The organism is Polynucleobacter parvulilacunae (assembly GCF_018881715.1).
Lineage (GTDB): Bacteria > Pseudomonadota > Gammaproteobacteria > Burkholderiales > Burkholderiaceae > Polynucleobacter > Polynucleobacter parvulilacunae.
Map to the genome: position 1 here is coordinate 39,168 of NZ_JACVPW010000001.1, position 19,503 is coordinate 58,670.

Here is a 19,503-nt window from a genome sequence, read left to right on the forward strand (position 1 = left end):
AGTCTAAGCTTTTCGCAAACGCCAAGCATTCAAAGTGACGGCAAGCGAAGAAAGTGACATGCCAATACCAGCAACCCAAGGATTTACTAAACCCATCATTGCAGCAGGTATAGCCAATAAGTTATATGCCAAGGCCCACCATAAATTTTCCTTAATGATGGTTTGAGTCTTATCTGCTAAGCGTAAAGTTTTAGCCAGTGGTTCTAGCGAGACAGCCGTCAAAATTGCATCAGCTCCTGCAGCAGCCAGGGGTGCACCCGCACCAACGGCGATCGAGATATCGGCACGAGCAAGCAAAGGCGCATCATTCACGCCATCACCTATTGCCCAGACAAAACGATTTTCTTTTTGCAGGCGCTCGATGTAATCATATTTTTCTTCAGGCGTGCATCCGCCTTGATAGTGGTCGATACCAACATGCTTAGCCCACCATGCAACAGTGGCAAGATCATCGCCAGAAACTAAATGCACAGCAATGTTTCTGGACTTCACCACTTTTAAAAACTGCTCTAGTCCTGGCCTCGGAGTATCCAAGAAAACAAAACTGGCTATTAACCCTTGTGCATCTGCTAAATGCACTTGACCGTATTGCCCCAACTGAGCGCCCCGCTCTATACCCAGCCATGAGGCACTTCCCAAGCGATACGCGCCTGAACTTAAGCCTTTTCCCAACTGATTAATCACTGGCTCACTTAATAAGGGCAATGAAATATTCTCTACTTCAGCCGCCCGCATCAAAGAAAGTGCAAGAGGATGTCTTTGCCCCGCCTCCAAGGCTGCAGCTAAAGCCAACGCATCTTCACGACGATAGCCTGCGCGTAAATTGATGATCTCTTGTAGCTCAGGCTGGCCCATGGTTAATGTGCCAGTTTTATCGAGCACTAAGTCGGTAGCTTTAACCAAGCCCTCCATCACATGACCACGGACGATGAGCAAACCCAATTTAGTGACGGCACCTTGTGCAGCTGCCATCGCAGTAGGAACTGCTAACGATAAAGCGCACGGGCAACTAGCAACCAATACAGAAACTAAAACAGTCCAAGCACGGCCGGGGTCGAAGTATAACCAAAGAGCCGAAGAAGCAAACGCACCCAACAATAAGAAAGCAACAAAGTACGCCGTCCACTTTTCTGCAAGACCCACCATTACCGGCTTAGCTAGCAAGGCTTGATCTAATAAGGAGGCGATACCAGCAATACGCGTTGACTGACCTACTGCTTCAATTCTCATGAATAATGGATTGAGAATGTTGTGTGTTCCCGCGTAAATGCGATCGCCAATCTTTTTTTCGACAGGCTTCGATTCACCGGTTAACAGGGACTCATCTAAAGCGCTAGCGTTCTCAATCAAGAACCCATCGGCCGGCACTACTTCACCAGGGGAAACGCGCAATACCTGACCTGGGTTGCAATTAACTACAGGCACGACTTCAACCTCTTGTGAGGCCGGGTAGTTCAATGCGCGCTCACACGTTGCAGGCAATTGCTTTGCCAGAGCTTCTGCGCCACCTTGCGCATCTTGCCTTGCCAATAGCTCTACATATCTCGCCGCCAAGATAAACGCGACAAACATCGTGATGGAATCAAAATAACTATGGCCTGCGCCCGATATCAAATTGATGGTGCCTGCAATAAATGCCAAAGCAAGAGCCAAGGCAATGGGCACATCCATGCCCAACATATGCGTTTGCTTGAATGACTGAACGCTACGCCAAGCTGCCTGGAATATTGGTCCTGCTGAATACACCATCACTGGGACAGTCAAAGCCCAACTAGTCCATCCGAGAAGAATTTCAAACTCAGGAGTGATATCGGCACCGACATAAGTAGGCCAGGCATACATCATCACCTGCATCATGCCGAGCATAGCCACGCCTAGACGCAATAGAAGGCTACGTCTTTCCTTTTTAGCTAGATCTAAGGATTGAGATGGCTCAAATGGCCAGGCCTCATATCCAATACGCTCAATTTCAAAGAGCAATCTGGCTAGACTTGTTTTGTCTGGCGAAAAGCGCACCATCACTTTTTGGGTGACATAGTTAATTTGTACATCTTGGACACCCGCGTTACGACGTAAGTGTTGTTCGCACAACCAAACACATGCCGCACATCGAATTTTCTCTAAACGTAGAGTTGTCTCAAGATCACCAGTCTCACCATGAGGACGAGTAAAGCGACCTCGTAATGATGGATCATCATAAGGCTTCAGTTTTTCAGGAATTTCATTACTAGCAAGATAGGCTGCAGGCTTGTCGCCAGTCTGTGAGCGTCTGGCATAAAAGACTTCTAGACCTTCACCATGAATTGTTTGCGCAATCGCCATACAGCCCGGACAACAAAATGCTCGGGGCTCACCGCCTAATTTCGCCTCGATTAATTCACCCGGGAGAATCTTGCTCGAGCAGTGATAGCAAGCTAAAGAATGTTTCTGATCCATCTCATTCATTTAATTACTAGCAGACACTTTACTGCCCCAGCCCCTGCGACGCTCGTAAATGACAAATAGCACTCCCCATACCACTATGGCGGCATAAGCCCATACCCATGCCACTCGTGAAGTTTGGGAACCTGAGATGTCCAAGACAAAACCAAAAATAGCTGGGCCCAATAATCCTCCACCAAACCCCATTAATGAGTGCAAGCCCATCGCTGCACCTTTGATATTTTCTTGCGCGCTTATCACCAAGCCTGCAGTGAGCGTTGAAGAATCTGCCATGATGAATATGGCATGTCCGATAGCTAGAGCAACAATCAGCCACCAAGAGTGGCCTGTTGAGCAAGCAAATGCAACACCTAAAACCGCGCTTGCCAACATCACAATACACACCCATTTTTGACGCCCAATTCTTAAAGCAATTTCATTACCCAAAATTGAAGAAGGTACGCCAAAGAAATTAATCACCCCAGCTAAAGTCGTAGCTGTTAGCAAAAAATCTTCGCCGGAAGCAACTGCGCAAAAACCAAAGAAAGCAACAATCCAGCTTCTGGAGGCAAAGAGCTCTAGTGTGTGAGCGGTATATCCAAAAATAAATCCCGCGGCATTTTTGTCCTGCAAAACCAATTTCCACTTACCCACCGGGAAGATGTCATGCAGGCGAATATTGATTGGCCCCTTCCACTTCTCATGCCGTAAAGCCGGGATCAATAGCAAGACAATCAGAAATGCACAAAATGGCCCTAAGGCAATCAGACCAAATACATGCCGCCATCCAAACGCATTCAAAATCCAGCCAGAGCATAAGTAAGAAAAGCCCGTGCCGATGCCGAAAAAAGCGGTATAGAACGCAATGTGTCTTGTTAACTCACCAGACCGAATGCGATCAGACAAAATTTTGAGCCCAGGCATATAAGTCCCAGCAAGGCCAGCACCATTTAAAGCCATAAAGAAGAGCGCCGTCCAAAAGTTATAAGCCAATAAGCTCATACCCAAAAGACCACATGTAGCAGTGAGGCCACCTATTAAATAGACTTTACGAGCATCAACTCGGTCAGTTAATGCAGTAGCTAAAGGCACAGCAAGCATGTAACCAAAGAAAAATGCGCTGGCGATCAAACCCGATTGCAAATTACTCAAATGCCACTCTTCTTGCAACGTAGTTAAGACAACTGCGTAACAAGCAAAGCCCAATAAAGCACAGGTTTGTGCCATGAGCATGAGAGGGGTGTAGCCAACAGTACGAAAGCGCATAAGTAGTCAGTAGAAACGTGAATCCATTCTACTCGCCCAAAGGTGGTCAGACCCGCTACACTAATAGAAAAAAGACGGAGACACCATGAAAAGCAATTCTTTGGCAGTTCACTTATTGCAGATCGGGGCTAGCCTATTCCTTGGCTTTGCAAGCCCCCTAGTTATTGCCGATAACTATCCCTCTAAACCCATCAAAGCAATTGTTCCCTTTGCCCCCGGAAGTACAACCGATCAAATTGGACGTGCTTTTGCAGCCAAAATGTCAGAGTCCTTGGGCCAACCCGTTGTTATCGAAAATCGCCCCGGAGCAAACGGCCTCATTGGCGCAGATTTTGTAGCTAAGGCCCCCGCAGATGGATACACGATTTTAATTGGCACAAACAGCACTAACGCTGCTCTAAAAAGCTTGGTCAAAAATTTGCCTTATAACCAAGATACCGCTTTTACGCCGATTGGATTTTTTGGTTCAGCTCCATTAATCGTTGCTATTAATAATGATGTACCCGCCAAATCTCTGAATGGATTTGTATCTCTGGCAAAAGCCAATCCAGGAAAAATGACGTTTGCTTATGCGAGTACGTCGCAACGCGTTTCTTCTGAAATGTTGGCAAGCTTTGCTGACATCAAAATGATTGGCGTTTCATACAAGAGCGGACCCAATGCGATGACAGATTTGATTGGCGGACAAGTCAATATGTTTACGTCAGACTTTGGCGTTTCATTACCGCAGGTGCAGGCCGGTAAGATTCGCGGCCTTGCCGTCACTTCATTGAAGCGCTCACCGGTTATTCCAGAATTGCCTACCGTGAATGAAGCTTTAGGCATCAAAGGCTACGAACTGATTGCCTTCTTTGCGGCGTTTGGACCTGCAGGCATGCCCAAAGATGCCATTCTTAAACTGAATCAAGCCATTAACAATGCTGCTAAATCAAAAGATTTGGTTGAAAGACTCTCTGCAAATGGTTTTGAAACTCAACCGGGAACGCCTGAGGCTCTTGGTCAAAAAATCAAACTAGAAACTGCTAAGTGGGCAAAAGCCATTAAAGAAGCGGGGATGGAGCCAGAATAATTCAGCCGACTTATTGCTGACTAATGTTGGGAGAATCTTGGAAACCACTAGAGCGGTAAGTGAGAACTAAAGTATCGCGATAGCCATACTTTGCCAAAGGTTGAATCGGCGTAGATTCATGAATCATGCGCTGATCATTCATCAGCAATAGTGACCAAGGTTGCGTAAGGGTAAAGCGCAGACCTGCAGAACCAGAAGCATCAAAAATTCTGGTCTCGCCACCCTTAATACCAGATCGATCCAATAAGAAGACTGCCACAAAATCAACGCCATCTCGATGAGCGCCTTCAGGTGTGGGTCGTCCGATACCGTCAGTAGTATCTATCCGAAATTGATGGGCTTCCACAAACCAAGTATTGACAGGTTTAAGTCCATTCAAAATATGGGCAAGTCCAAGTAAGACAGATTGCCAGGCTGGATTGCTTAATAGCTCACCCTGAATAGGTTCAAACCAACGTTCAATACCACCATGCAGTGCGTTGTAATCCAGTGACTGCCAGTGGGCACGATGGGGAACCAAAGAAAGATCGTCGCCCTTGATCTGATAACTGGCATGACGACGGAAACGATAGCGACCGCCGTCCTTTAAATAAGGGTCACGCGGTAAATTACCCCAGAACTGATTGAGGTCCTGAAGGCTAGATAGCGCAACATGACTAAATTCTGCAACGGTTTCAGCAGAGACTACCGCATAACCATCATTACGCAAAGCCTCATCAATCTGCTTTAGGGGAGTCAGTGGAGGCGCAAGGCCGACAGTTGTCATGAGTCTATTTTAGGCGATACCGCAGAACTTGGCTTACTCGTTGGTGTACTCGACCGAGTTAATCCAGCTGAGCACCAGACGCCTTCACAATCTTTGCCCACTTTGCTAGCTCATCTTTTAATAAAGAACCTAATTTATTTGTTGGTACCGGAGCAAGATCCAAACCTTGTGCAATTAACTTGTCTCGCACGTCCGCTTTAGACATGGTCTTATCCATAGCCGTCTGAACCTTCTTCACAACTTCTGCATTGACACCAATGGGGGCAAAGATCGCTACCCAGACTTCACCCACACAATCAGGATAAGTTTCTGCAATAGTTGGAATTTCTGGGGCAGCGCTAGATCTCTTTGCAGAGCTAATGGCGATAGCCTGTAACTTTCCTGCCTTAATGTAATTCAGCGCCGATGGCAAGCTGGCAAATGCCAAAGGCACTTGACCACCCAAGACATCATTGATCGCCGGAGCTACGCCCTTATAGGGAATATGCTGCATATCAATGCCGGCACTAGCGTTTAGCATCGCGCCTAGTAAGTGACTGATAGTGCCATTACCAGCCGATGCATAAGACAGCTCACCTGGCTTCTTCTTGGCCGCTGCCACAACATCTGCGAGTGTTTTGTATGGTGAACCCGGCGGAGAAACGAATACATAAGGTGTGGCGCCAATGTAATACAAAGGCACAAAATCATTCACCGGATCAAAGCCAGGATTTTTATACAGAGAAGGATTAATCGCTTGCGCACTATTAATCGTCAGCAATAAGGTGTACCCATCCTTTGATGAACGGGCAACGCTTTGTGTACCAATATTACCGCCAGCTCCAGGCCTATTTTCCACCACAACGGAGGCGCCAATAGACTCGCCAAATGCAGGCGCAATGAGACGCCCAACAATGTCATTCGTGCCGCCTGCCGCTTGTGGAACCACTAGGGATATTGGCTTATTTGGATATGCTTGCGCCTGAACCCCGGCAGATAACATCAGACCCAAAGCTAGCAAGAGATGGTGCATATGCCTGCTCATATATTGACCTTTTTAGCGAACCAGATTTAAACGGTGACGAACTTCGCCCACATGTCCCTTGAGGTCATATAGCTCCTTAGCATCCAACATGGATACCTTAATGTTTCCAACTCGTCTTTCAATATCCTCAAGGTCTTTGAAGTTTCTCTCTTTTAGAGCGGGGTTTTGAGCATTTCTCTCGATCACTTTGAGCTCCTCATAAACCTGCGCCAACTTTAGCCGTAAGAAGAAATTCTTAGCCGATGGAATGTAGGTAAACAATGGGATCAAAATTACCAACAAAGGAATCACAATCTTCACAAAACGTCCCGCCCAAACTGCAGTCCAGAATGGTAGGTGGCGATGTAAGAAGGAAGGACCATCTTTTAAATAGATTTCAGCATCAACATGCAAAGGAAAATCTAAGCCAGAACTAGAGGGAAACTCACCTACTTTTTGCAAGCGGGAATAAGATTTCAAGATATCGTACGAAGCACCGAGCAAGAGTGAGACCAATGCTGGACTTACATCGTCATGAGCTACCAAAGTAGCAGTAGCAGCCATTACTTGAATATCCTGACGTGGCTGATCATGTTGAATACTTAATAGACCCCTAGGTACGGTGACCTTAGATAAATAAGTCAGGTTTCGAGTGTATGCATCTGCCTGGCCAAAATCCATCAATCGAATGCCGGGAATAGAGTAAAACTTTCTCAAAATAGGCGCCTCTGCGGCCGCAACAATAAATACCGCATCTAATTCACCATTACTTAACTTTGCTATGGCTTCATCAGGCTTTAACTTCTCCGCGCCAATCTCTTTGTCCGTAATGCCGCTAGTCTGCAATAAATTCTGAGCCAGAACTAATGTACCGCTCCCTTCATTACCAATAGATACACGTTTACCTTTTAACTGACTCAGTATCGTGAGTTGGCCAGCATTATTTTTGAAAGCACCATCTCGATACCAGACCCAAATCGGCTCATAAAACATTCCCGCTATTGATACCAAATTTGGGTATTCGTCAACATTAGCAACCCCACCCTGCACCATTGCAAAACCTACCCCAGATTGAGGATCATTCAAAAGCTTCAAGTTATCCAAAGTTCCACCGGTAGAACGCACCTGAAGATCCACGCCATCCTTAGATACCTCCGCCTTTAACCGCTCTCCGAACTGGTAGTAAAGCCCGGTAGGAAAACCTGTGGCCATTTCTATTGACTTTGGAGGGGGTGGAACCAAAATCCATAGAACACCAAAGAGGATAGTTAACACGGCGAAAAAGGCCACAACCAAAGCAATGGGATTGTAAATTTGTTTTTTGATGAAGTTCATGAAAGTCTCTATTGTTTTTTGCATTATGCCCCGAGCATAGCGTTTGGAAAAGGTTTCAAAACCAGACGTCTAAATCGAGATAAGATGGGGCTTTTAGATGCCTCAAAGGTCATTATGAATTCAACAAAAACCAAGGTAGCCCTAGTCACCGGCGCAGGAACCGGCATTGGCAAAGCTGCAGCTAAAGCCCTTCTTAAAGGTGGCTATCAAGTTGTCCTAACGGGTCGTAGCTTAGATAAGCTAGAAAAGGCCATTGCTGACATTGGTGGCACTAAAAATAACTGTCTTGCGGTAACTTGCGATGTAGGTAAACCTGATGAGGTAAAGAAGCTATTTGCAGCACTGAAGACTCAATTTGGTCGGATTGATGTGCTATTCAATAATGCTGGAATGGGCGCCCCCGCCATTCCGATGGAAGACCTCAGCTACGAACAATGGATGAATGTCGTCAATGCCAATCTCTGTGGCGCATTCTTATGCTCACAAGAAGCCATTCGTATGATGAAAGCGCAATCCCCGCAAGGCGGCAGAATTATTAATAATGGCTCAATTTCTGCACATGCTCCAAGACCAATGTCGGCGCCCTATACCGCTACAAAGCATGCTATCAGCGGCCTGACCAAGACGATTGCATTAGATGGTCGTCCTTTTAACATTGCCTGCGGTCAAATCGATATTGGCAATGCGGCTACAGAAATGACTGAACGAATGGCCGCTGGAATCATGCAAGCCGATCAATCGATCAAAGTAGAGCCACGCATGGATGTTGATCATGTAGGAGAGGCCGTACTGCATATGGCGCAGCTCCCACTGGAAAGCAATATTCTCTCGATGACGATTATGGCAACGAATATGCCATTTGTGGGTAGAGGCTAAAACCTTACTGATGCACCAGATTTACCAAAAGTCGAACATCTTTAGCGCCAACCTTAATGGTTTGCGCGGAAGAGATTAAATCTCCGGCTTCTGGCTTGGCCATGCCAGTCTTAGAGATCCGCACTTCGACACTGACCTCAGTTAATTGCGAGAGCGGCACACTTGGATTCATAGCCAAGGAATCATTCAGAGTAAAACTCATCGGAAAATCACTTACAGGCACTTTCAAGACCGCTACCGGCATACGCTCCCCAGGCTTGCGAGCAATCACCATCACAATGTCGCCGGGCTTTATTTTGGAATTCAGCTCGGCAGATAACGCAATCTTGCCGCTGATGTCTTTTCCAGAGGAAGCGATAGGAGTTGGAGTGGCTGCAGCCAAACCACCTTTAGAACGCGCCTCAGCAATCGATCCCTGAATAGCTCGCGCCTCATCGGTATCCGGTGGTATTTGTTTTGCTAGCTTTTCCCAAGTTTGAACTGCTGCCTTGTAATTATTTGCGTTATAAGAAGCAGTTCCAGATAGCCACAGCGCCATCAAGTTGTCAGGGTCTAGCTTTAAGGCTTGATTAATTAATTGCAGGGGCTTGCCAACAAAACTGCCATTTGCGTTTGTAGCCAAGACATCCGCGTAATCTGCTAATAACTGTGGATCAGAGTCAATAAAGTTGCCGGCGCGGGCATACGCCTTAGCAGCATCTTCATTGCGACCCAAGATACGATAAGAGCGCGCGAGCATCGCCCAACCTTTTAAGTTGCTCGGATCTTTTTCCATTTTGATGGCAAATTCCGCCACCATTTTTTCGACGCCCTCTTGCGTCACCGGCTTCTCAGAGCTTCTTTGGGCGATACGAACTACATCACCCAAAGAAAAATATAGTGCCGAGGAAAGCAAAACGATGAAGATGCAAAGTCCGATTGCTGTTTTCTTTGTCGAACCTGCGACTTCTTGGTCATCCTCTTCAATCGTGTCTTGGAAAAGACGTTGACGCATTTCTGCATGAGAAATCTCATAATCAGTAGATGAAATAATGCCAGCTGTATGCTCAGCCTCCAATTTATCTAACTCTTCTCGGTAAATGACGGCATTCATCTGGCGACGCGATGTAGATTTACCCTTCGCCGGAAAAATAAAAGGACGTAGCAGCAATACTAAGACCAATACCAAGAGCAAGAAAGCAGGAATCAAGAAGCTAGTCACTAAATTCATCCTTCTTTCTGATTGCTTGAGTTAAGTAATGCATCAATTTTCTGATTATCCGAATCAGTCAAGGTCACACTGGGAACACTATGATTTCTACGGCGCAAATAAGTTAATAGGCCTGCAATACCAATGCCCAAAATAACAAATGGCCCAATCCAAAGCAACCATGTTACTGGCTTGACTGGCGGACGATAGAGCACAAAGTCACCGTAGCGCTCAACCATAAAGTTTCGAATCTGATCATCACTCTTACCCTCTTTAATCAGAATCCGAATTTCACGACGCAAATCATTTGCTAGATCTGAACGTGAGCCAGCTAAAGATTCGTTTTGACATACCAAGCAACGCATTTCTTCAGAAATACTAATCAGGCGCTGTTCTGTTACGGGATCATCTGCCAAAGGAGCGGCCTCATTGGCAAAGGCGCCGCCAAGACTCAAAACACAAATAGTAGTTAAGAAAAGCTTTCTCATGATTTCTTCAGATCGCTCAACATGGGATAAATTTTTTGATTCAATAAATCCATGGTTAGAGGACCAATATGCTTAAAGCGTATTACTCCTGCCTTATCAATAATGTAGGTCTCCGGCACACCATAGACACCATAGTCGATACCTACTCGGCCATTGCCATCAAAAGCAGACAACATATAAGGATTGCCTTGTTTAGCCAACATCGCCAGTGCATCTTCACGCTTATCTTTGTAGTCCAAACCAATCACTGGTGCCATTTGAGATTTAGCAAGCTCAACCAATACAGGATGCTCTTCACGGCATGCTACACACCAGGATGCCCAAACATTCAGAATCCATACCTGGCCCTTCATGCTTGCTGGTGAAAATGTTTTACCAGCTTCAGCCAATTGAGGAACTTCAAATGATGGTGCTGCTTTGTTAATCAATGGAGAAGGCACTTCATGCGGATCACGATTTAATCCGATAGCCAAGAAGACTACTAAGCCAATAAACAATGCCAGTGGAATTAAAAATTTGGCTTTCATGAGAATTTGCTCTTCAACTTCAAGCGATAACGCTTATCTGACATGGCCAATACGCCGCCTAAAGCCATTAACAAGCAACCACCCCAAATCCAATCAACAAAAGGCTTGTAGTAAACACGTACAGCCCATGATTGGTCGCCCAATTCTTCGCCCAGAGAAACATAAATATCTCGTGTTAGGCCCGCATCAATCGCTGCCTCAGTCATGGGCATTGTTGATGAGAAGTAACTTCTCTTCTCGGGATAAAGGCTAATCTGATTGCTGCCATTTTTTGATAACAGGAATGTCCCGCGCATGGCTTGGTAGTTCGGGCCACGAGCAGCACTTACACCCTGCAGCTGAATTTGATAACCGCCAACACTGACCGTATCGCCCGCTGACATACGAACATCTTTTTCTTCTTGGTAAGCGCCCACCATCGTGACGCCAATAACAAATACTGCAATACCCAAATGCGCTACCTGCATGCCAATGAAAGAACGTGTTGGTTTGCCGGCTTTAGCCTGGCGAACGATTTGCATGCAACCAGAAGCGATCACCCAAAAAGCCAGCATGAAACCCATGCCTGCTAACCAGGTAAATTGACCCATAACAAGTGGAATGGATACACCCGCAACCATGGCAACTAAGCCGGCAAGCCACAAGCGCTTGATGATGGCGAGTAAATTACTCTGTTTCCAGCTCGCCCATGGCCCGATCCCCATGAGCACTAATAGAGGAACCATGATGGGAACAAAGACGCTATTGAAGTAAGGGGGGCCTACAGAAATCTTACCTAGGTGAAGCGCATCGATTAGCAACGGATAGAGCGTCCCTAACAAAACAGATCCAGCAGAGACAACGAGAAAGACATTGCCAAGCAAAATAAATGTTTCCCTTGAGCTTAAGCTGAATTTTCCACCCATTGAACTCTTCGGTGCGCGCCATGCGTAAAGCAAGAGTGATGAACCAACCACCAGTGATAAGAAGATCAATATAAAAATGCCGCGTCGTGGGTCAGTTGCAAACGCATGCACTGATGTCAATACACCAGAGCGAACTAAAAAAGTTCCTAGTAATGATAAGGAGAATGCTGTAATCGCCAAAAGCACAGTCCAACTCTTAAAGCCGCCACGCTTCTCAGTGACTGCTAAAGAATGTAATAAAGCAGTGCCGACTAGCCAGGGAATGAATGAGGCGTTCTCGACAGGGTCCCAGAACCACCAACCACCCCAACCTAATTCGTAGTAGGCCCACCAAGAACCCAGTGCAATACCCAAAGTCAGGAAGACCCACGCTGCAGTAGTCCAAGGACGCGACCAACGCGCCCAAGCAGCATCTAACCTACCAGACAATAGCGAGGCAATAGCAAAAGCGAATGCAACCGAGAAACCAACATAGCCCATGTACAGCATCGGAGGATGAAACACCAAGCCTGGATCTTGCAGCAATGGATTTAAGGAACGGCCATCTTGCGCAGCAGGCAATAAACGCTCAAATGGATTGGAGGTTGTTAAAACAAATAACAACAAACCACTAGTAACCAATCCCAATATGCCAATGACTCGCGCAACCATGAAATCATCTAATGCCTTAGAGAGCTGAGCAACCAAAATTGTCCAGGTTGCTAGCAAGAAAATCCATAACAAGAGTGAACCTTCGTGCCCACCCCATACAGCACCTAAGCGATAGATCATCGGCAGCTGTGAATTCGAGTGCTCGGCTACATAGAGCACAGAAAAATCATTGGCGTAAAAACTCCACGCCAATATCCCAAAGGCAATAGCAAGCAATAAGAAAACAGTTTGCGCAGCAGGCCGCGCCAAGACCAACCAGTCACGGCGACCGTAGTGTGCGCCCAACAAAGGCAATGCCCCTTGAATCAAAGCAATACAAAGTGCCAGAACTAATGCGTAATGCCCAAACTCAGGAATCATTTAGCGCTTCCATTGTTGCTGCCATTTTTTTGAGCTTGATCTAAAGCATGTTTAGCCTCAGGAGGCATGTAATTCTCATCATGTTTCGCAAGCACTTCACTAGCAATAAATTCGCCATTCGCATTCATGCGACCTTGAATCACTGCGCCCTTACCTTCTTTAAATAAATCAGGAAGAATGCCGGTGTATGCAACCGGAATATCTTTAGCGAGATCGGTAATCACAAAATGGACTGTTAAACCATCGCGCTTTAAAGAGCCGTCTTTAACCATGCCCCCAATTCGAAAGGCCTGACCCTGAGGGGCCTTTCCTGCTACCACCTCGCTTGGGGTCACATATAAAGCAATATTGCTATTGAGCGCATTCAAAATTAAGAGTGCAGCCACCCCAATAGCGATGAGTGCGGCAACAATAATCAATGCGCGTTTATGTCTAGGCTTCACTTACTAATCTCTTTATCAAACTGCTCTGCCAATTGCTCTTGCTTTAATCTGCGCACGATTGCCTTGAAACGAGCGCGCACTAGCAATGGCTCCAATATCAAAACCAAGGCACAAATACCAAAACTACTCCACACATAGAGTGCGTAGCCACCCATGGCAAAAAACTCGGAAGGGCTATTCCACATCAGCTTTTCACCTCAATTGATTGTCTCACCCAATCAGCATGGGCCTCACGCTCCAAAATAATTGCCCTTACTCGCATTAAGGTGACAGCAATGGTGTACATCCATAAGCACAAAGCCATCAAGAGCATTCCACAGAGCATGGTCTGAGCCATTGCCGGCGCTTTGGTCAATGAAACAGAAGCGCCTTGATGCAAGGTATTCCACCACTTCACTGAAAAATAAATAATGGGCACGTTCACAACACCTACCAAAGCCAAAATAGCGCTGGCTTTATCAGCACGGCGCGGATCATCAATAGAAGCCCTTAAAGCAATGAAACCCAAATACAGAAATAAGAGGATCAACTCTGAAGTGAGGCGCGCATCCCAAACCCACCAAGCACCCCACATTGGCTTGCCCCAGAATGCGCCAGTCCACAGAGATAAAAATGCCATCCATGCGCCGATTGGAGCAAGTGCTTGAGCCATCATGGCAGATAAGCGGGTATTAAAAATTAAACCCAGCCCTGCCCAAGTAGCCATCACCAAATAAATGAACATCGACATCCAAGAGGCGGGCACATGAATAAAGATAATGCGATAGCCCTGCCCTTGAACAGCATCTATAGGCGCAACAAAGAAGCTAACCCATAAACCAGCAGCGCCAAACACAAAAGTAAGAACCCAGAAGAATGGGATGAGCTTACCCGCCACCGGATAAAAGGTGCTCGGGCTAGATAACTTAAACCAGTTAACTACGCGGTGATTAGAAAAATTATTTATCTGACTCATTCAATTGCAATCTTTACAGCGGCACTACTTACCCAAGGGACAAATGCTAAAGCCAAAATCAATAATGCGCCAAGTAGTGAAAAATGACCTGATGCATCCAAGCCCACACTATTTGCATAAACAGCACCAGCACCAAAAATGAGTACGGGGATGTACAACGGCAGAATCAACAAGCTTAACAACACGCTTCCGCCTCTCACCCCCAGGGTCAATGCTGCCCCTATAGAGCCTACCAAGGATAGCACTGGTGTACCCAATAAAAGGGTTCCTATCAACACATACAAAGAGCTGATATCCAGATCAAACTGAATACCAATGATAGGAGCCAAAAGCACAAGGGGTAATCCGCACACAATCCAGTGAGCAATAATTTTTCCAGTAACAAGCAACACCATTGGCTGAGGCGATAAAGCAAGCTGCTCCAAAGAGCCATCTTGGTAGTCGGCAGCAAACATACGATGCAAGCCCAACAAAGTCGATAACAAAGCTGCAACCCAAAGAACGCCTGGTGCAATTTTGCGCAGCAAAGCAGCATCTGCACCAATACCCAATGGAAATAGACTGGTCACCACCACAAAAAAGAAGAGGGCCGTAAGTACTTCGCTCTTGCGTCGCAAAACCAAGAGCAAGTCACGACGAATAATTGCTAGCAAGGCATTCATAGATCTAGCACCCTTACCTGCGGAAGACTTACTTCTTGATGGCTCGTTAAGACCACCAACCCACCTTGCTCTGCATGCTCTGCAATGAGTCCCTGCAAAGCTTGTACTGCATGAGTATCCAGCGCATTGAATGGCTCATCCAAGATCCACAGTTTTGCTTGACGCGTCAGCATCCGGGCCATTAGTACGCGACGCTTTTGTCCGGCCGATAAGCAACTAACCGGCAAGTGCTCGCGCCCACGCAAACCAAAACGCCAGAGAGCAGCTAAAGCTTTATCTTCAGGTAATTGAATATCATCCAAGGCTGCATAAAGCTGTAAATTTTCTAGCGCTGTTAAGTCTTCTTTCAAGGCATCGCGATGTCCCAGAAATAAAAGTTCGCGATGATAGTGAGCTGGCTCTCGAGAAATAGCTAAGCCATTCCAAAGCACCTCTCCTAACTCAGGCTTAGATAATCCAGTTAAGAGTCTCAATAAGCTAGTCTTGCCAACGCCATTTTGACCGCGTACATGCAAACACTCGCCAGCAGAGACCGCTAGATTTAACCCAAAAAACAACTGCTTTTCACCCCGAATACAAGTTAGCTCACGAGCTTCGAGTGTCAAGAGCGGCTTATTGAAGGAGGAGTAAGTATCAGCAGTCATGAGGGTTTGTGGCTTGAATCACCACCCCTGGCATTGTCCAAGAGCCCCTGTGAGCTGTCAAACTAGCTAAAGTGGAATTTTGGGAATATTCTCTTTTAATTCAATTACTTATGTGATTATAAACCGAGATGACCGACAAAGAAAAAACCACCCGTAGGTGGTTTTTCAGACTAGATCGATCTAAGCGAGGGATTTACTCCTTTTTAGATGCCTCAATGGCGATCAAGATGGTTACGTCGTCACCTACGTGTGGCGCGTATTTACCCATATTGAATTCCGTACGCTTTACTTTAGTTTCTGCGTTAGCGCCGCAATAATCTACGCCAGACATTGGGTGTTTTTTGCACTCAAAGTTAGTAATTTTTAAAGTTACTGGCTTGCTTACACCCTTCAGAGTCAACACACCCTTCAAAGCAACTGGCTTATCGCCTTTGAAAATCATGTCGTTAGATTGAAAGCTGGCAGTTGGAAATTGTGTGGTTGATAAAAAATCTTCACCTTGGATATGCGTATTAAATAATGCAGATCCTGTATCAACAGATTTTGTATCAATCGTAATGTCCACACTACCTTTTTTAGCAGTTTGATCAATTGTTACGGTACCAGTAACGTTATTGAAACGGCTAGTTTGATTTGAAAAACCTAAGTGGTTGTATTCAAACTGTGCAAAAGTATGATTTGCATCTGTTGTATAGGTAGCTGGAGCAGCGAGAGCAGAGCTCAAACCAATTGCTGCAAATAAAGCGATAAGTAATTTTGATTTCATGTAATTCTCCTAATTAAAAATTGAATAAGTAAGTTAAGTTAAGTTAAGTAATGCTAAATAAATTTGTAAAGCTATTTTTGATTTAAGACCAAATGCACATTGACCGGAACCTCATTAGCGACTGCAGAGGTATCGGCCCAATTTCCAGCGCCCAAGCCAAAATCTAATCTCAACATCTGAAAGCTCGCATCAAAAACCATCTGCTTACCTTGAGACTGGTACTTCACGGCCATCAATAGCGGCACGGCTTTGCCTTTGATCGTCAGCGTTCCGCGGACATCTAGGCTATTCGGCCCAGTAGCCTTAACGGTTTCTGTTACATAACTAGCCGTAGGGAAAAGTTTGGCGCTAAACCAGTCCTTACCCTTTGCCTCTTCTTGCAACTCGTCGCCACCAGCATTGAAACTAGAAATTTCAATAACAAGATTGGCTTTGGCTTTTTCTGGCTCTTCTGGATTAAATGAAATCTTTCCGGAGAATTTTCCAAAACCTCCAGAAATCTTCGAGCCCATCAACTTGCTTGTAAAAGTTATCTTACTTTTAGTGGCATCAATAGAAGAGTACTCTGTAGCATAGGAGGAACTAGCAACACTCATTACAAAAGCAACAAACAGCACTCTTAATAGTGTTGGCATTTGAACCAAGGAATTATTTTTCATCAACAGAACCTCCAAATGTCATGCGACTCAACAAACCATCTTTATCGATGAACTGATGTTTCAATGCAGCCAGGATATGAAGTCCAACCAATACCATCAGCCCATTTGCTAAAATCTCATGAATTTCCTTTAGTTGATGACCCAAGGCCTTATCTTTATCAACTAAATCTGGCAACTCAAATAAACCAAAGTAGTTCACCGTATACCCCTTTGCGGAACTCATTAACCAGCCCACTACGGGGATCGCCAGCATCAACAAATAAAGAGTGAGATGAGTTAGCTGCATAGCCTTTTCTTGCCATGCGGGCATTTGTAGCTTGAGAGGTGGCACAGAATGTGTAGCTCGCCATAGCAAACGCAGTATCACCAAAAAGAAGATGGTGACGCCCAACCACTTATGCCAACTCAGCCCTGTGATTCTGGCGGGGCTCAAAGGCATGTCGTCGATGGCAATTGCAATTGACCATGTTGTAAAGATCAAGAGCGCCATCACCCAGTGAAGGATGATGGCAATAAAGGTATATCTGACCTTACGCATTAGCCGCGCAATTGCTTAGTGATTTTTGCAATACGCTCCCCATAAAGACGCGCTGTCTCTAGGTCGCCTACATTAACTTCATCAGCACTTGCATCGGATGGGGTTTGCATCATCGCACCGGCAAATGAACCAACATAGTTAACGTCGTCACGTTTAGCGGCTTTTGAATTTGAAGGCATCAACCCTGTACCAATCCATAATCCTGAATGCTGCATTGCCAGTGTAAAGAAGTAATGCAATGTGGAATGTTTATCGCCATTCATGGTTGCTGAATTCGTAAAACCTCCAAATACCTTGTCTTTCCATTGCTGCGAGAACCACTGTTTAGAGCTAGCATCCGCAAACTTCTTAAACTGCCAGCTCACAGTGCCCATGTAGGTTGGCGAGCCAAATACAATCGCATCCGCATCATTTAAAGTCACCCATTGTGCATCGGTAATATTACCTTCAGCATCAATGGCCACCAGAGTGCCATTAGCGCCCTTAGCAACAGCTTCAGCCTGTTTTACAGTGTGGCCATAACCACTATGAAATACCACAGCTACTTTGCTCATGTAATTCTCCTTGTCTTGCTCGGCTTGATTAAAAGATGTCTTTCAATAACTTAAGAGATTTCTCAAGCTGTTGCAATTCATCTGATGATAATTTTTTAAATGCCTTATTTAAAAACTCCAAATGCTCAGGAAATACTTTTTCAAATACAGATTGACCATCCGACGTTAATCCAATGAGCTGACTACGAGCATCCTCTGAATTCGCCTGTCTAAGAATGAGTCCTTTTGCTTCTAAGCGCTCCAATACACCTGTGAGCGTCCCTTTGGTAACCAAGGTCTTCTCCCCAAGCTCCTTACAGCTCATCGGCAACTGATTTCCCAAGGTTGCGATTACATCAAACTGTGTCATCGTCAGACCCAAGGATTTAATGTGGGGTGCGGAATAACGATCAAACGCTTGATAGGAAGAAACCAGGTTTCTTAGGGTTGGTAAAAAGTTCATTTCTCTCATTTAAAGTACTAATTAGGACTAGTTTAGTACTAACGCGAACTAAATGCAAGAACTACCAATAAAAAAACCCCACAGTTAATGTGGGGTTTAGGCCAAATCTCGTGCACACCTCAGAATTGGACCGTCTCACCTTCAGTCATAGGGATGATTTTGATATTGCTACCTTTCATTGCAGCCTGGAACTCTGCCAAGGTACCCTTAGTCATTGGATTTGAGTTGTAGTGCATTGGAATCACCATCTTTGGCTTGATCCAAGTTTTTAATGCATATGCAGCATCATCTGGAGCCATTGTGAAATTTCCACCAATTGGAATCATGACCAAGTCTGGCTTGTAGTGCTCGCTAATAAATTTCATGTCGCTAAATAATCCGGTGTCGCCCATGTGCCAAATCTTGAATCCATTCTCAAGCTCGATGATGTACCCCATCGGCTCGCCAGCAGGATGTGATTCCATTTTCTCGGTGGCAGGATTTTTCCAAACCAACAAAGAAGAATGCTCAGCCTGTACGGCAGTAACTTTAACTCCAGGCAAAGGAGTCACGCGACCGGTCTTATTGAAGCGATGGCCTAAATCTGCAGGCAATATTCCCAGTGTCGTGAGCGGGGTCACCATATCGGCAGGGCCATACAACTTAATATTGTTAGTCTTAGCAACCGTAGGCGCATCACCAATGTGATCCACGTGTGCATGAGTGACTAAAAGTAAATCAATTGGTCCAATAGCCGCTAAATCATTTTTGTACATTGGGGGCGTCTTTGGACCACCAGTAATCCAGGGGTCGATCAAAATCATTTTTCCCTGAGGAGATTTGATCCTAAATCCCGCCTGCCCAAACCAGAGCGCCTCTGTCTTGCCCTGTGCGCTAGGTGCAGTTGAATTCTGCGCACCACTCAATGAGGGTGCAGAAGCAAGCGCCACTGCAATCAATAAACCTAAGCCGCTTTTAGATGCAAAGCTCTTCATGAATGTGTCT

The 19,503-nt window shown here is 45.6% G+C and carries 22 protein-coding genes; 2 read left to right on the plus strand and 20 right to left on the minus strand.

Features of this window, described 5'->3' with window-relative positions; all coding sequences use genetic code 11:
- Positions 1 to 3 precede the first annotated feature (3 nt).
- Positions 4 to 2,436 carry a heavy metal translocating P-type ATPase gene (locus ICN18_RS00230; RefSeq protein ID WP_216188558.1) on the minus strand — a complete coding sequence of 811 codons (2,433 nt, stop codon included), beginning with the start codon at positions 2,434 to 2,436 and terminating at the stop codon, positions 4 to 6.
- A 9-nt stretch (positions 2,437 to 2,445) separates the two neighbouring features.
- Complete coding sequence (locus ICN18_RS00235) at positions 2,446 to 3,687, minus strand: MFS transporter (RefSeq protein ID WP_216188559.1); 1,242 nt, start codon at positions 3,685 to 3,687, stop codon at positions 2,446 to 2,448.
- Positions 3,688 to 3,772: 85 nt separating this feature from the next.
- On the opposite strand from ICN18_RS00235, the gene ICN18_RS00240 reads away from it, so the two are divergent.
- Positions 3,773 to 4,756, plus strand: coding sequence for a Bug family tripartite tricarboxylate transporter substrate binding protein (locus ICN18_RS00240; RefSeq protein WP_216188560.1), 984 nt, complete (start codon positions 3,773 to 3,775; stop codon positions 4,754 to 4,756).
- Positions 4,757 to 4,766: 10 nt separating this feature from the next.
- Here the strand turns inward: ICN18_RS00240 and ICN18_RS00245 are convergent, their stop codons facing one another.
- From ICN18_RS00245 to ICN18_RS00255, 3 genes are read right to left on the minus strand one after another with little or no spacing between them, the layout of a single operon-like run.
- Positions 4,767 to 5,522 carry a 2OG-Fe dioxygenase family protein gene (locus ICN18_RS00245; RefSeq protein WP_216188561.1) on the minus strand — a complete coding sequence of 252 codons (756 nt, stop codon included), beginning with the start codon at positions 5,520 to 5,522 and terminating at the stop codon, positions 4,767 to 4,769.
- Positions 5,523 to 5,580: 58 nt separating this feature from the next.
- Positions 5,581 to 6,546 (minus strand): Bug family tripartite tricarboxylate transporter substrate binding protein, encoded by a 966-nt coding sequence (locus ICN18_RS00250; protein ID WP_216188562.1) that lies wholly within the window; start codon positions 6,544 to 6,546, stop codon positions 5,581 to 5,583.
- Between the two features lie 12 nt (positions 6,547 to 6,558).
- Positions 6,559 to 7,860, minus strand: coding sequence for a TAXI family TRAP transporter solute-binding subunit (locus tag ICN18_RS00255; protein ID WP_216188563.1), 1,302 nt, complete (start codon positions 7,858 to 7,860; stop codon positions 6,559 to 6,561).
- Positions 7,861 to 7,974: 114 nt separating this feature from the next.
- Between ICN18_RS00255 and ICN18_RS00260 the strand changes: the two genes are divergently transcribed.
- The gene (locus tag ICN18_RS00260) at positions 7,975 to 8,736 is read left to right on the plus strand and encodes an SDR family oxidoreductase (protein ID WP_216188564.1); all 762 of its coding nucleotides are present in this window, start codon (positions 7,975 to 7,977) and stop codon (positions 8,734 to 8,736) included.
- A gap of 4 nt (positions 8,737 to 8,740) precedes the next feature.
- On the opposite strand, the gene ccmI is transcribed toward ICN18_RS00260, so the two are convergent.
- The 15 genes from ccmI to ICN18_RS00335 all read right to left on the minus strand — a co-directional run bounded on the left by ccmI (position 8,741) and on the right by ICN18_RS00335 (position 19,493).
- Complete coding sequence (gene ccmI / locus ICN18_RS00265; protein WP_216188565.1) at positions 8,741 to 9,946, minus strand: c-type cytochrome biogenesis protein CcmI; 1,206 nt, start codon at positions 9,944 to 9,946, stop codon at positions 8,741 to 8,743.
- Positions 9,943 to 10,413: a cytochrome c-type biogenesis protein gene (locus tag ICN18_RS00270; protein WP_216188566.1), complete on the minus strand. Its 471-nt coding sequence runs from the start codon at positions 10,411 to 10,413 to the stop codon at positions 9,943 to 9,945. Before ICN18_RS00270 ends, ccmI begins: the two co-directional genes overlap by 4 nt.
- On the minus strand, positions 10,410 to 10,940 hold the full coding sequence (locus tag ICN18_RS00275; protein ID WP_216188567.1) for a DsbE family thiol:disulfide interchange protein: 531 nt from the start codon (positions 10,938 to 10,940) through the stop codon (positions 10,410 to 10,412). Before ICN18_RS00275 ends, ICN18_RS00270 begins: the two co-directional genes overlap by 4 nt.
- On the minus strand, positions 10,937 to 12,856 hold the full coding sequence (locus tag ICN18_RS00280) for a heme lyase CcmF/NrfE family subunit (protein WP_216188568.1): 1,920 nt from the start codon (positions 12,854 to 12,856) through the stop codon (positions 10,937 to 10,939). The genes ICN18_RS00275 and ICN18_RS00280 overlap by 4 nt, the downstream gene beginning before the upstream one ends.
- A complete protein-coding gene (gene ccmE, locus ICN18_RS00285) occupies positions 12,853 to 13,299 on the minus strand; it encodes a cytochrome c maturation protein CcmE (protein ID WP_216188569.1) in 447 nt (148 codons plus the stop codon). Before ccmE ends, ICN18_RS00280 begins: the two co-directional genes overlap by 4 nt.
- Positions 13,296 to 13,484, minus strand: coding sequence for a heme exporter protein CcmD (ccmD, locus tag ICN18_RS00290; protein WP_216188570.1), 189 nt, complete (start codon positions 13,482 to 13,484; stop codon positions 13,296 to 13,298). The genes ccmE and ccmD overlap by 4 nt, the downstream gene beginning before the upstream one ends.
- Entirely contained in the window at positions 13,484 to 14,254 is a 771-nt protein-coding gene (gene ccmC, locus ICN18_RS00295) for a heme ABC transporter permease CcmC (protein ID WP_216188571.1), read from the minus strand. Before ccmC ends, ccmD begins: the two co-directional genes overlap by 1 nt.
- Complete coding sequence (gene ccmB / locus ICN18_RS00300) at positions 14,251 to 14,916, minus strand: heme exporter protein CcmB (protein ID WP_216188572.1); 666 nt, start codon at positions 14,914 to 14,916, stop codon at positions 14,251 to 14,253. The genes ccmC and ccmB overlap by 4 nt, the downstream gene beginning before the upstream one ends.
- A complete protein-coding gene (ccmA, locus tag ICN18_RS00305) occupies positions 14,913 to 15,560 on the minus strand; it encodes a cytochrome c biogenesis heme-transporting ATPase CcmA (RefSeq protein WP_216188573.1) in 648 nt (215 codons plus the stop codon). The genes ccmB and ccmA overlap by 4 nt, the downstream gene beginning before the upstream one ends.
- A 193-nt stretch (positions 15,561 to 15,753) precedes the next feature.
- Positions 15,754 to 16,326 (minus strand): YceI family protein, encoded by a 573-nt coding sequence (locus ICN18_RS00310; protein WP_216188574.1) that lies wholly within the window; start codon positions 16,324 to 16,326, stop codon positions 15,754 to 15,756.
- Positions 16,327 to 16,397: 71 nt separating this feature from the next.
- A complete protein-coding gene (locus ICN18_RS00315; protein WP_216188575.1) occupies positions 16,398 to 16,985 on the minus strand; it encodes a YceI family protein in 588 nt (195 codons plus the stop codon).
- A complete protein-coding gene (locus ICN18_RS00320) occupies positions 16,975 to 17,523 on the minus strand; it encodes a cytochrome b (RefSeq protein ID WP_216188576.1) in 549 nt (182 codons plus the stop codon). The genes ICN18_RS00315 and ICN18_RS00320 overlap by 11 nt, the downstream gene beginning before the upstream one ends.
- Entirely contained in the window at positions 17,523 to 18,077 is a 555-nt protein-coding gene (locus ICN18_RS00325) for a flavodoxin family protein (protein ID WP_216188577.1), read from the minus strand. The genes ICN18_RS00320 and ICN18_RS00325 overlap by 1 nt, the downstream gene beginning before the upstream one ends.
- Positions 18,078 to 18,105: 28 nt before the next feature.
- Positions 18,106 to 18,519 (minus strand): MarR family winged helix-turn-helix transcriptional regulator, encoded by a 414-nt coding sequence (locus ICN18_RS00330; protein WP_216188578.1) that lies wholly within the window; start codon positions 18,517 to 18,519, stop codon positions 18,106 to 18,108.
- A gap of 119 nt (positions 18,520 to 18,638) precedes the next feature.
- The gene (locus ICN18_RS00335; protein ID WP_216188579.1) at positions 18,639 to 19,493 is read right to left on the minus strand and encodes a metal-dependent hydrolase; all 855 of its coding nucleotides are present in this window, start codon (positions 19,491 to 19,493) and stop codon (positions 18,639 to 18,641) included.
- Positions 19,494 to 19,503: the final 10 nt, after the last annotated feature.